This window comes from Pelomonas sp. SE-A7, from assembly GCF_030345705.1.
Lineage (GTDB): Bacteria > Pseudomonadota > Gammaproteobacteria > Burkholderiales > Burkholderiaceae_C > JAUASW01.
In genome coordinates this window covers 431,072-443,589 of record NZ_JAUASW010000003.1, presented here as the reverse complement: position 1 = coordinate 443,589, position 12,518 = coordinate 431,072, and the positions used below count along the sequence as shown (strand labels likewise).

The 12,518-nt window shown below is 67.7% G+C and carries 12 protein-coding genes; 9 read left to right on the top strand and 3 right to left on the bottom strand.

Features of this window, described 5'->3' with window-relative positions; all coding sequences use genetic code 11:
* Positions 1–327 precede the first annotated feature (327 nt).
* The gene (locus tag QT382_RS20030; protein WP_289255892.1) at positions 328–2,196 is read left to right on the top strand and encodes a phosphoenolpyruvate carboxykinase (GTP); all 1,869 of its coding nucleotides are present in this window, start codon (positions 328–330) and stop codon (positions 2,194–2,196) included.
* Between the two features lie 69 nt (positions 2,197–2,265).
* Here QT382_RS20030 and QT382_RS20025 read toward each other — a convergent pair whose 3' ends face one another.
* Complete coding sequence (locus tag QT382_RS20025; RefSeq protein ID WP_289255891.1) at positions 2,266–2,505, bottom strand: hypothetical protein; 240 nt, start codon at positions 2,503–2,505, stop codon at positions 2,266–2,268.
* Between the two features lie 123 nt (positions 2,506–2,628).
* On the opposite strand from QT382_RS20025, the gene QT382_RS20020 reads away from it, so the two are divergent.
* The 4 genes from QT382_RS20020 (at position 2,629) to QT382_RS20005 (ending at position 5,598) form a co-directional block, all read left to right on the top strand.
* The gene (locus QT382_RS20020; protein ID WP_289255890.1) at positions 2,629–3,579 is read left to right on the top strand and encodes a LysR family transcriptional regulator; all 951 of its coding nucleotides are present in this window, start codon (positions 2,629–2,631) and stop codon (positions 3,577–3,579) included.
* Complete coding sequence (locus QT382_RS20015) at positions 3,576–4,313, top strand: UPF0149 family protein (RefSeq protein WP_289255889.1); 738 nt, start codon at positions 3,576–3,578, stop codon at positions 4,311–4,313. Before QT382_RS20020 ends, QT382_RS20015 begins: the two co-directional genes overlap by 4 nt.
* Before the next feature lie 6 nt (positions 4,314–4,319).
* On the top strand, positions 4,320–5,114 hold the full coding sequence (locus QT382_RS20010) for a metallophosphoesterase (RefSeq protein WP_289255888.1): 795 nt from the start codon (positions 4,320–4,322) through the stop codon (positions 5,112–5,114).
* A gap of 61 nt (positions 5,115–5,175) precedes the next feature.
* Positions 5,176–5,598 carry a universal stress protein gene (locus tag QT382_RS20005; protein ID WP_289255887.1) on the top strand — a complete coding sequence of 141 codons (423 nt, stop codon included), beginning with the start codon at positions 5,176–5,178 and terminating at the stop codon, positions 5,596–5,598.
* Between the two features lie 10 nt (positions 5,599–5,608).
* On the opposite strand, the gene QT382_RS20000 is transcribed toward QT382_RS20005, so the two are convergent.
* Positions 5,609–5,824 (bottom strand): hypothetical protein, encoded by a 216-nt coding sequence (locus QT382_RS20000; protein ID WP_289255886.1) that lies wholly within the window; start codon positions 5,822–5,824, stop codon positions 5,609–5,611.
* 231 nt (positions 5,825–6,055) lie between these two features.
* Here QT382_RS20000 and QT382_RS19995 point away from each other — a divergent pair, with 231 nt between their 5' ends.
* Complete coding sequence (locus QT382_RS19995) at positions 6,056–6,220, top strand: hypothetical protein (protein WP_289255885.1); 165 nt, start codon at positions 6,056–6,058, stop codon at positions 6,218–6,220.
* Here the strand turns inward: QT382_RS19995 and QT382_RS19990 are convergent.
* Positions 6,206–7,156: a LysR family transcriptional regulator ArgP gene (locus tag QT382_RS19990; protein WP_289255884.1), complete on the bottom strand. Its 951-nt coding sequence runs from the start codon at positions 7,154–7,156 to the stop codon at positions 6,206–6,208. The genes QT382_RS19995 and QT382_RS19990 overlap by 15 nt on opposite strands.
* Before the next feature lie 158 nt (positions 7,157–7,314).
* Here QT382_RS19990 and QT382_RS19985 point away from each other — a divergent pair, with 158 nt between their 5' ends.
* From QT382_RS19985 to QT382_RS19975, 3 genes are all read left to right on the top strand, one after another.
* Entirely contained in the window at positions 7,315–8,628 is a 1,314-nt protein-coding gene (locus QT382_RS19985) for a D-amino acid dehydrogenase (RefSeq protein WP_289255883.1), read from the top strand.
* Between the two features lie 65 nt (positions 8,629–8,693).
* A complete protein-coding gene (locus tag QT382_RS19980; protein ID WP_289255882.1) occupies positions 8,694–9,995 on the top strand; it encodes an Hsp70 family protein in 1,302 nt (433 codons plus the stop codon).
* Positions 9,996–10,088: 93 nt separating this feature from the next.
* On the top strand, positions 10,089–12,518 hold the full coding sequence (locus QT382_RS19975) for an alpha/beta hydrolase family protein (protein WP_289255881.1): 2,430 nt from the start codon (positions 10,089–10,091) through the stop codon (positions 12,516–12,518).

The window sequence follows — 12,518 nt, the reverse complement described above, 5'->3', positions numbered from 1 at the left end:
CCGGTCGATTGTGGCTGAAGGGCAGACACCGGGACCTGCCCGGGCATGAACTTATTCCGGAATTGCATGACCCCGGGGGTGAGGGAGGTTACGGCATGGTTACATTGCGCCGACAATTCCAGCACCCCGCCGACACGGCCGGGCATGGAGGTTGCGGCCACCGCCGCGACCTGGTTTTCGACAGCTGTTGCCGGTCCCGACCTTGACACCCTGAGGCGATGCGACGAGCGGCATTGGGCCAGCCCCGGCCCAGCTTTTGCCCTGCGGGCGGAGGCCTGCCGAGGTTGTCCCAATCCTGCTTTTTTATTGATTTGGATGGGTACAACCATGAACCAACCCGTGATGGAAGGCCTGCGCCTGAATGCGCCGGCGTATCTGCGCCACCAGCGCCTGATCGCCTGGGTCGCCGAGGTCGCTGCGCTGACCGAGGCGCGCGACGTCTACTGGTGTGACGGCAGCCAGGCCGAGTACGACCGGCTCTGCGCCAAGCTGGTCGAGGCCGGTACCTTCAAGAAACTCGACGCCGCCAAGCGCCCTGGCAGCTTCCTGGCCTGCTCCGACCCCAGCGACGTGGCCCGGGTCGAGGACCGCACCTACATCTGTTCGGCCCGCAAGGAAGACGCCGGCCCGACCAACAACTGGATGGACCCGGCCGAGATGCGCGGCCTGCTGCAGACCGGTGACCAGGCCCTGTTCAAGGGTGCCATGCGTGGCCGCACGCTCTACGTCGTGCCCTTCAGCATGGGCCCGCTGGGTTCGCCCATCGCACAGATCGGCGTCGAGCTGTCCGACAGCCCCTATGTGGCCGTGAACATGCGCATCATGACCCGCATGGGTCGCGCGGTGCTGGACATCCTGGGAGAAGACGGCAGCTTCGTGCCCTGCGTCCACACCGTCGGCGCGCCGCTGGAGGCCGGCCAGAAGGACGTGGCCTGGCCCTGCAACGCCACCAAGTACATCGTCCACTATCCCGAGACCCGCGAGATCTGGTCCTATGGCTCGGGCTACGGTGGCAACGCCCTGCTGGGCAAGAAGTGCATGGCCCTGCGCATCGCCTCCACCATGGGCCGCGACGAGGGCTGGCTGGCCGAGCACATGCTGATCCTGGCCGTCACCTCGCCGGCCGGCAAGAAGTACCACGTGGCAGCCGCCTTCCCCAGCGCCTGCGGCAAGACCAATTTCGCCATGCTGATCGCGCCTCAGGCCTTCAATGGCTGGAAGGTGACGACCATCGGCGACGACATCGCCTGGATCAAGCCCCATGCCGATGGCCGCCTGTATGCGATCAACCCGGAAGCCGGCTACTTCGGCGTCGCCCCCGGTACCAATACGCTGACCAACGCCAACTGCATGGCCAGCCTGGGCAAGGACGTGATCTTCACCAATGTCGCGCTGACCGATGACGGCGACGTCTGGTGGGAGGGCATGACCGACACGCCGCCGGCCCACCTGATCGACTGGCAGGGCAAGGACTGGACGCCGGAGATCGCCAAGCAGACCGGCGCCAAGGCCGCCCATCCGAACGCCCGCTTCACGGTGGCGGCGATCAACAACCCGGCGCTGGACGGTGAATGGGACAACCCGGCCGGCGTGGCCATCGATGCCTTCATCTTCGGCGGCCGCCGCTCCACCACGGTGCCGCTGGCGACCGAGGCGCGCGACTGGGTCGAGGGTGTCTACATGGCTGCCACCATGGGCTCCGAGACCACGGCTGCGGCCGCCGGCCAGCAGGGCGTGGTGCGCCGCGACCCGTTCGCCATGCTGCCCTTCATGGGCTACAACATGGCCGACTACTTCCGTCACTGGCTGGAACTGGGCGCCAAGCTGGAAGCGGGTGGCGGCAAGCTGCCGAAAATCTTCTGCGTCAACTGGTTCCGCAAGGGCCCGGACGGCAAGTTCGTCTGGCCCGGCTATGGCGAGAACATGCGCGTGCTGAAGTGGATGCTGGACCGCGTCGATGGCACGGGCCAGGGCGAGGAGAATGTCTTTGGCGTCACCCCGCGCTACGAGGACATCAACTGGGACGGTCTGGCCTTCAGCCGCGAGCAGTTCCAGCAGGTCACCAGCATCGACAAGGCCGCCTGGCTGGCCGAACTGGGCTTGCACGAGCAGCTGTTCGAGCAGCTGGCACAGGGCCTGCCGGCCGCCCTGCCGGCAACCAAGAGCAAGATCGAAGAGCGCCTGAAGGCCCTCTGAGCTTGCCAAACTGCAATGAGAAAGGCGCCCTGAGGGGCGCCTTTTGCTTTGCCGGTCCGGCTTGAGCGATCAGCCGCGGCGGTTGTAGGCGGCGCGCAGCTCGGCGGCGAACGAAGGCATGCTGCTCTCGTACTGCGCGGCCAGAGCCAGCAGTTCGCGTTCGGCGCGCTGGGCGCGGGCGACTTCCAGGCGGGCCTGGATGGAAGCCAGCAGGCGCAGCCAGATGCGGGCGCCTATCGAAGCAAACGAGCCGCCGTGTGCGATTTGGCGAGCGAGCGGCAGACCGTAGGTTTGGGTGGCGATGCTCATGGCGGTTCCTCCTGAAACGGGCTCGGGTAGAGCCGATGGCTGAAGTATGGGTAAACCCTTGAAATGTCGCCAATGAATGTTTTGGAACTACGATATTCGCCAATCTGATGTCGTAGGTTTCCCATGAATTTCCGTACGCTGGACCTGAACCTGCTTCGGGTGTTCGACGCGGTGATGGCCGAGCGCAACCTCACGCGGGCCGCCGAGCGCCTGGCCATGACGCAGCCGGCCGTCAGCCATGCGATCAAGCGATTGCGGGAGTCGCTGGGCGAGGACCTGTTCACCCGCCAGGCCTTCGGCATGAAGCCCAGCGCCCGGGCCGAGGCGATCTGGCCCGAGGTGCGCGAGGCCCTGGGCCGGCTGCAGCAGCTGCTGGATCCGGCCGAGTTCGACCCGCAGCGCCAGGACAGCACCTTCCGCCTGGCTATGGCCGACGCCACCGCGGCGTTGCTGCTGCCGCCGCTGGTGCGCCAGCTGGAAGCGGCAGGTGCCCGGGCCCAGGTCCATGTGCTGCCGCTGACCACTCGTGATCCGCGCCACCTGCTGGAGCAGGGCGACGCCGACTTGGCGCTGGGCTTCTTCCCGAATGCCGTAGCAGCGGTCCAGGCCCAGGGCCCGGCGGCGGCCATCCGCCAGGCCCGGCTCTACGACAGCGAATATGTCTGCGTGATGCGCCGCGACCATCCGCTGGCCGACCAGCCGCTGACGCTTGACGCCTACTGCGCTGCCCGGCATCTGCTGGTCAGCTTCTCGGGCCGGCCGCATGGCTTTATCGACGAGGCCCTGGCCGCCCTGCACAGGAGCCGCCGCATCGAGCTGACGGTCAACCAGTTCTTCACCGCCGGGCGCATCGTGGCTCATTCCGACCTGCTGACCGTGCTGCCGGCTTCGTTCATCGAGGCCACGGGCTTTCGCCAGCAGCTGACCGAGCGCCGCCTGCCCATGCCGGTGCGGCCGGTTCACGTCGACATGCTCTGGCATCTGCGCAACGACGCGCGGGCCGAGCAGCGCTGGATGCGCGAGCAGCTCCTGGCCGCCAGCCGCGCAGCGGAAGCGGCGACAATCGGCGCATGAGCACCACCGACCTGACCGATGCCGAGTTCGCCGAACTCGACGAACTGCTGGCCGCCACGCCGGAACCCCTGCAAGCGCTGGATGCTTCCATGCTGGACGGCTACCTGTGTGGCGTGATCGTGCAGCCGAGGCTGATCAGCTTTGAGGAATGGCTGCCCAACATCTTTGACTACGACGGCGGCCTGCTGCCCGACGATGTGGACTCCGAGTGGCTGGCCCGCGTGCGCGAGCTGGTCGAGCGCCGCCATGCGGCCCTGAACCGCCAGCTGGTCGAGGACGGCTGGTTCGATCCGGTCGTGCTGGACCTGGACGAAGACGAGCCGCCGGCCCCCGAGGAAGGCGAGGACGAGCAGGTCGCGGCACTGAGCCCGATCTCGCGCACCCTGCTGCCCTGGGTGGCCGGTTTCCAGCATGCCCAGCTGTGCTTCCCGGCACTCTCGGAGATGGCGGACGACGCGGTGATGGCCGCCCTGGCCCGTCTCTACCGCCACCTGCCGGCCGAGACCGACGAAGAGAAGGAAATCGTCGCCACGCTGGACCGCGAGCATCCGCTCAAGGACCTCGACGATGCCATCGAGGAACTGGTCGTCTGCGTGGCCGACCTGGCCGACCTGACCGAGGCCGAGCGCTACCGGGTCGATACCCTGCGGCGCGAAGGCCCCAAGGTTGGGCGCAATGATCCCTGCCCCTGTGGCTCGGGTCGCAAGTACAAGCAGTGCCACGGCAGCAACTGAGGCGACGTGCGGCTGCAGCTGCTCTCTGACCTGCACCTGGAGACCGAGGCCTTCGACGCCGAACCGGCGCCGGGGGCCGATCTGCTGGTGCTGGCCGGTGACGTGGACAGCAGCTGGGAAGGCCTGAAGCACTTCCGCGACTGGCCGGTGCCGGTGCTCTTCGTGCCGGGCAACCATGAATACGACCGGCGCGACATTGCCGAAGCCAGAGCCGGCTTGCACGCCCTGTCGGACGAACATGGGTTCACGATGCTGGACGACGCCAGCCGGGTTGTCAGCGATGAACAAGGCCGCCGCGTCCGCTTCATCGGCAGCACCCGCTGGAGCGATTTCGACCTGTTCGGCGAGCGTGAGCGCGAACGGGCCATGCGGGCCGCCGGCTACTTCCAGCGGGTGATGGCTGCGACCGTGGCCGGCGCGCCCTTCGACGCCGCCGCCGTGCGAGAACAGGGCCTGCGCTGTCGCGCGTTCCTGGAATCTGCGTTGGCGCAGCCGGCGCAGGGCTCCGAATGGGACGCCACCGTGGTCGTCACCCATTTCGCGCCCAGCCTCAGGAGCTGCGACCCGCGCTACGGACGTCAGCCCGGCACGGCCAGCTTCTGCAACAACGACGAGGCCCTGCTGCCACGTGCCGGTCTTTGGCTGCATGGTCATCTGCACTGCCGCCATGACTACCGCTTCGAGCATGCGGGCGGCAGCACGCGGGTGGTCTGCAATGCGCGCGGCCACCGGCGCAAGGGCGAGGCCGACGGCTGGCAGGGCGGGCGGCTCATCGAGGTCTTTGCGGAACCTGTTGCTTGATCGCAAGGGCGCAGGCCCGCAGCCGTGTCAGACTTGGCCGTCAACGAGCTAGGAGATGCCGATGAAAGTCCTGGTTGCCGTCGATGGCAGTCTGTACAGCAAGCGCATGCTGGCCTACCTGACGGCTCACGACGAATGGCTGGGCCCGGCCCACAGGTACACCATCATCCATGCGGTGCCGGCCGTGCCGCCGCGCGCCGTGGCGCTGCTCGACAAGGACACGCTGAAAGGCTACTACGAGGACGAGGCCGAGAAGGTGCTCAAGCCCATCCGCAGCTTCTTCGCCAAGCAGAAGCTGCAGGCCGACTTCGTGGTCAAGGTCGGGCCCGCCGCGGATGCAATTGCCGCGCTAGCGGACAAGGCGGATTACGACCTGGTGATGATGGGCTCGCACGGCCACAGCATGCTGGGCAACCTGGTGCTGGGGTCGGTCGCCACCAAGGTGATGGCGCAATGCGGCGTGCCTGTGCTCGTGGTGCGCTGAGCGCCCAGGCTCAGGAACGCGGACGGGACAGCCAGGCCAGCGGTGATTCGCTGTCGGCGCCGGCTCTTTCAGATTCAAGTCCGTAGTTGCCGTTGGACCGCAGCCCGCTGTCGTCGCCCTCGAGGCTAGCCTCCATGCCGAAGGCGGTGCCCAGATCGGCCGGGTCATGCTCGATGACCGGTGCTGGGGGCTTGCGGAAGAAGCGGAGCGAGGGCGCGAATCTCATGATGGACCTCTGTCGGCGGCTGGGTTCTAGTGTGCTCGCTATGCGCCCCCGCGAAACCCCCAAACTCGGTGACTAAACTGAGGCAGTGGGGAAAAACGCACGCAGGAACAATCGGAAACACATGGACACAAGGACTGCAACATCTGCGCTGTCTACTGCGGCTCCGGTGTGAAGGGTTCCCACTTCCGAAGGATGTGGCGAAACCGCCCCAGCGCCTAAGCTCCGCGAACCATGACCCATCGACTCTTGAACCGGCTGGCTGCCAGCTTTGTGGCCACCGTCGTCCTGACCACCCTCGTGCTCGCTTTCGAGTTGTCTAGGCTGCCGGACAGCGGCAAGCCGCTGTTGCTGGCCGAGGCCATGCCTGCCGCCGTGGCGGCTTCAGCGCCTCGCTGAGGACTTGCGGCTGCCCAGCGCCTGGTTGGCGCCGGCCGCCAACGCTTCCCCGATCTGATCCAGCAAGGCCACCCGTCCGGGCGCGCCCAGCTGCTGGGCTTCCAGCTTCCATTGGTGCCAGTAAAGCGCCACGTCGACGCTGACCTCCGGGTGCAGGGCGACCAGGGCGCCGCTCTTGATCAGCGGCCGCACCAGCAGTTCGGTGGTCACGCCTATGCCCCAGCCCATGCAGACCGCCCGGGTATAGGCCTCGCTGGAGGGCACGAAGCGCTCGCGCAGGCGCGGCTTGCGCACGCCGAGCGCCTTGCTGACCCATAGCGCCTGAGCGTCGTCCTTGCGGTTGAAGACGAGGAACGGCTGGTGGGCGAAATTGCCGGCATTGAGATCCCCGCCCAGCTGCTTCTTCAGGAATTCCGGACTGGCCACGGCCACGTAGCGCATCACGCCCAGCGGTTGGACCACGCAGCCCCGCAGCGCCTGCTTGACCGTGCTGACGCAGCCCAGTACCTCGCCCTGGCGCAGCCAGTCGTGGGTGAAGTCCTGGTCATCGACCACCAGTTCCAGGCCGAAGCCTTCCTGAAGTCCGCGCTGCACCAGGGGATCCAGCGCCGGCAACACCCAGGTCGCCAGGCTGTCGGCATTGACCGCGATGGCGATGCGTTCGTGAATGGCAGCGCGTTCGCCTAGCTCCCTCAGCACATCGCTGCGCAGGGCGTGCAACTGGCGTGCATAGCGGAGCAGGACCTTTCCGCCCTCGGTCAGCCGCAAGGGCCTGGACCGAACGACGAGCAGCTGGCCGACCTGGGCCTCCAGGCTGCGAAGCCGCTGCGAGACCGCGCTCTGGGTGATGGCCAGCCGCTCGGCGGCGCGCTCGAAGCTGCGCTCGTCCGCCAGGGCAGCCAGGCAGTCGAGTCCGGCGGAATCCAGGTCTTTCATAAGTGCGGCTAATGTACTGCTAGAAATATGAATCCGGCTTCATGATTGGCCGGGCCCTGCCGACAATCCGCGCTTTCCAAAAGTGGCGCGCCGGCTTGCAGTCGTTGGCGCGCCGGACTACACCCTCGTTGGTCGGGCTGCGTCGCAGGAGCATTTCCATGAAAGTCGTCGTTCTCGGGGCCGGCATCATCGGCATCAGCACCGCCTGGTATCTGCTGGAGCAGGGCCATGAGGTGACCGTGGTCGACCGCCAGGACGACGCGGCGCTGGAAACCAGTTTCGCCAACGGCGCCCAGATCTCGGTCTGCTTCTGCGAGCCCTGGGCCAATGCCGGCGCGCCATTCAAAGTGGCCAAGTGGCTGCTGCGCGATGACTCGCCGCTGCTGTTCCGTCCCCGCCTGGACCCGGCCCAATGGCGCTGGGGCCTGTCCTTCCTGACTCAGTGCACGACGGCGGCCTTCGAGCGCAACGTCGAGAGCCTGGTCCAGCTGGGCCGCTACAGCCATGCTTCGCTGAAGGCCCTGGTCAACGAGACCGGCATCGAATACGACCGCATCGAGCGCGGCATCCTGCACTTCTTCTCCAGCCAGGAAGACTTCGACAACGGCGTGGCCGCGGCCGAGATCATGCGCAGCCATGGCGTGGACCGCCGGGTGCTGGACCATGACCAGGTGCTGGAGATCGAGCCGGCGCTGGCCGGCTTCCAGGGCCGCGTCTATGGCGGCACTTACACGCCCAGCGACGAATCCGGCGACGCCCGCGTGTTCACCCAGAAGCTGGCTCGGCTGTGCGCCGAGCGCGGTGCCACCTTCCTGTACGGCCATGACGTGCTGGGCCTGGAGCGCCAGGGCCAGAGCATCAGCTCGGTGCAGATCCGCTCGCGCGCCACGGGCCGCGCCGAGGCGCTCAAGGCCGATGCCTTCGTCACCGCCATGGCCAGCTACACGCCGGCCCTGCTCAAGCCGCTGGGCGAATTCCTCAACATCTACCCGGCCAAGGGCTACTCGGCCACGCTGAAGCTGAAGAAGCCCGAGGCCGCCAGCGTGGTGAGCCTGCTGGACGACACCCGCAAGATCGCGATCTCGCGCCTGGGCGATTCGATCCGCATCGCCGGCACAGCCGAGTTGTCGGGCTTCGACCTGAACCTGAACAGCGCCACGGCCAAGGTACGCTGCGACGCCCTGGTGCGCCGCTACGAGGAGCTGTTCCCCGGTGTGGCCGATCTGAGCGAGCGCAACTACTGGACCGGACTGCGTCCCAGCACGCCGACCAACATCCCCTACATCGGCCGCAGCAAGAAGGCTTCGAACCTGTGGATCAATGCCGGCCATGGCACGCTGGGCTGGACGCATGGTGCCGGCTCGGGCCGCGCGCTGGCCGAGCTGATGGCCGGCCGCCGCCCGGAGATGGACTTCGGCTTCTACGGCGACGTGCAGACGGCGGCCCCGATCCGCAGCATGGCCACGGCCTGAGTCCGGACTCCGATTCCAAGGGGCGCGGGCCTACAATCCGCGCCCCTTTTCCGTTCCAGCCCGCCATGAGCAGCAGTCCCCATTCCTTCTGTGCGATCGACTTCGGCACGTCCAATTCGGCCGTGGCGATTCCGGGCGCCGAAGGCATGGCCCTGGTCGAGCTGGAGGCCGGGCAGCGAACGATGCCGACGGCGGTCTTCTATTACGCCGAGGGCCGGCATGACGCCGACGGCCCGCCACGCGCCTTTGGCCGTGCAGCCGTGGCGGCCTATGTGGACGGCGTGGACGGCCGCCTGATGCGCTCGATGAAGAGCATCCTCGGCTCCTCGCTGATCGACCAGACCACCGACGTGGGCGGTGGCCGCGGCGCCAAGTACTTCGACATCGTGGCCGGCTACCTCAAGCGCCTCAAGCGCGTGGCCGAGGCCCAGGCCGGCCATGGCATTGGCCGCGCCGTGCTGGGCCGGCCGGTGTTCTTCGTCGATGGCGAGCCGGAGCGCGATGCCGCGGCCCAGGCCTCGCTGGAGGCGGCGGCCCATGCCGTGGGTTTTGGCGAGGTGCATTTCCAGTTCGAGCCGATTGCGGCGGCCTTCGACTACGAGAGCCGGATCGACCGCGAGCGCCTGGTCCTGGTCGCCGACATTGGCGGCGGCACCTCGGACTTCTCGGTCGTGCGCGTGGGGCCCGAGCGCATGCGGCGCCTGGACCGCCGCGACGACATCCTGGCCAACCACGGCGTCCACATCGCCGGCACCGACTTCGACCGCCATGTGGAGCTGGCCAGCATCCTGCGCGAGTTCGGCTACCGGTCGTTCGGCCCGCCGCGTGCCGATGGCGTAGCGCTGGAAGTGCCCAGCGGCGTTTACTTCGACCTGGCCACCTGGCACCTGATCAACACGGTCTACAGCCCGCAGCGCGTGGCCGAGCTGCGCAGCATGCGGACCTTCTATGCCGAGCCGCGCCACCACCAGCGCCTGATGACGGTGCTGGAGGAGCGCCTGGGCCATGAGCTGGTCGGTCGGGCCGAGCAGGCCAAGATCGACGTCTCCGGCGGCGGCGACGCCGAGATCGACCTGGGCCTGATCGAGGCGGGACTGCAGGTCCACCTGAGCGAGGCCACGGCCATAGAGTCGCTGGACGCCGACATAGACCGCATCGTGGCGGCCGGACAGGAGACCGTGGCCCAGGCCGGCCTGAAGCCGGAGCAGATCGACGCGCTCTATTTCACCGGTGGCTCGACCGGCCTGCGCCTGCTGGCCGAGCGCATTGCGGCCGGCTTCCCCGCGGCCGACAGCGTGCGCGGCGACCGGTTTGCCTCGGTGGCCACCGGTCTCGGTCTGCACGCCGCACGGCTGTTTGCCACCTGAATCAATTCCGCTGCCTGCTGCGCTTCGGCACGCGCGCCGGCACGCCGCCTCTGCTAGATTGCCCGCTTTTCGACTTCACGAGAGACGAGCGCGATGAGCAGTAGCAGCAGCAGCAAGCGATGGGCGATGTCGGCCCTGGCCCTGGCGGCCGCCCTGGCCTTTGGCGGAGCAAGCGCCGCCGAGTCCCAGGTCTACCAGCAACCCTCGGCCGAAATCCGCGCCGTGCTGGATGCCAAGGGTCTGCCCGGCCATTCGATCTCGCCGGACCAGAAGACCCTGGCCAGCATCGAGCTCAAGCGCTATCGCAACATTGCCGAACTGGCCAGGCCCATCCTGCGCCTGGCCGGCAAGCGGATCGACGCCGCTGCCAGCAGCCCGCAGCTGACCGCCAACATCGAGTCCCTCAAGCTGCGCGAGCTGACCAACGCCGGCGCCCCCGAGCGCGAGGTCAAGCTGCCGGCCGGAGGCACTTTCTCGTCGCTGCGCTGGTCGCCGGACGGCAAGCGCTTCCTGCTGAACCGCCGCACGGCCAATGCCACCGAGCTGTGGCTGGGCGACGTGGCCACGGCCAAGGTCCAGCAGGTCAAGGGCATCAAGCTCAATACCATCCTCGAGGCCGACGTGGCCTGGCTGAACTCCGACGAGATCGTCGTGCTGACCGTGCCGGACAAGCGCGGCCCGGCGCCGCAGTTCGAGGCGCCGACCGGCCCGTCCATCCAGGAGTCCATGGGCCGCGTCTCGCCCGAGCGCACGCTGCAGGACCTGCTGAAGAACAGCCAGGACGAGGCCCTGTTCACCCATGTAGCCACCTCGGCGCTGCGCCGCGTCAAGCTCAGCACCGGCGCCTCGCATGAGATCGGCACGCCCGGCGTCTACGCCAGCCTGCAAGCCGTCGGCACGAGCGGCACCCTGATCACCGAACGCCTGGTCGCGCCCTACAGCTACCAGGTCACCTGGAACGACTTCGGCCGCCAGGTCGAGCTGCGCGACGCCGGCGGCAAGCTGCTGCGCGACCTGGGGAGAATCAAGCTGAAGGAAAGCGTGCCGGTCGAAGGCGTGATCACCGGCCCCCGCAACTACTGGAGCTCGCCGCTGGCGGATGGCGCGGTCTACTGGGTCGAGGCCCTGGACGGCGGCGACCAGAAGAACAAGGTGCCGTTCCGCGACAAGCTGATGCGCCTGGACCCGCCCTACCAGGGCGAGGGCAAGGAAGTGCACCGCACCGTCGGCCGCCTGGCCGGCCTGAGCTTCGTCGAGGGCGGCAACCGCGCCATCGTCGGCGACGTCGACCGCGACAAGCTGTGGATCGCCGGCGACCTGATCACGCTGGACGGCAGTGCCAAGCCGCAGCGCCTGCAGGACCGCTCGATGCGCGACCGCTACGGCGACCCGGGCCAGCCGTTGACCCGCGTGCTGGCCAATGGCCGTGGCGTGGTTCGCGTCGATGGCGGCGACAAGCTGATCTTTGTCGGCCAGGGGGCCAGCCGCGAAGGCGACCTGCCCTTCATCGACAGCTACAGCCTCAAGGAAGGCAAGGCGACACGCCTGTTCCGTTCCGGCCAGACGCATTACGAGCGCCCGATGACGCTGCTGGCCGATGGCCGCGTGCTGACCAGCCGCGAGAGCTATACCGAGCCGCCCAATCTGGTGCTGCGCAGCGGTGCCGACTTCTCGCAGATGCAGGCCCTGACCAGCAACGCCGACCCTGCTCCACAGCTGCGCAATATCAAGCGCGAGCTGGTCAAGTTCAAGCGGGCCGATGGCGTCGAGCTGTCGTTCTGGCTCTACCTGCCGCCCGACTACAAGGCCGGCGAACGCCGCCCGACCTTCGTCTGGGCCTATCCGCTGGAATTCACAGACGCCTCGACCGCCGGCCAGGTCAGCGGCTCGGCCAACCGCTTCACCACGGTGACCGGCGCCAGCCCGCTGATGCTGCTGCTGGACGGCTATGTGGTGCTGATGGACGCCACCATGCCGGTGGTGGGTGATCCCAAGACGGTGAATGACAGCTTTGTCGAGCAGATCACCTCCAATGCCAAGGCCATCATCGACAAGGCGGCCGAGCTGGGTGTCAGCGATCCCAAGCAGATGGTGGTCGGCGGCCACAGCTACGGTGCCTTCATGACGGCCAACCTGCTGGCCCACAACGACCTGTTCAAGGCCGGCATCGCGCGCAGCGGCGCCTACAACCGCACGCTGACGCCGTTCGGCTTCCAGAGCGAGCGCCGCACCTACTGGGAGGCCCAGGACGTCTACCTGCGCCTGTCGCCGTTCAACTATGCGGACAAGCTCAAGGAACCCATCCTGCTGATCCACGGCGAGAGCGACGACAACCCGGGCACCTTCCCTATCCAGAGCGCGCGCCTTTACCAGGCCCTGGCCGGTACCGGCGGCAATGTGCGCTACGTGGTGCTGCCGCATGAGTCGCACGGCTACTCGGCCCGCGAGTCGATCGGCCACACGCTGCGCGAGATGAGCGACTGGATGAAGCGCCAGACCAGCGATCCGCGCGCACCCAAGTAA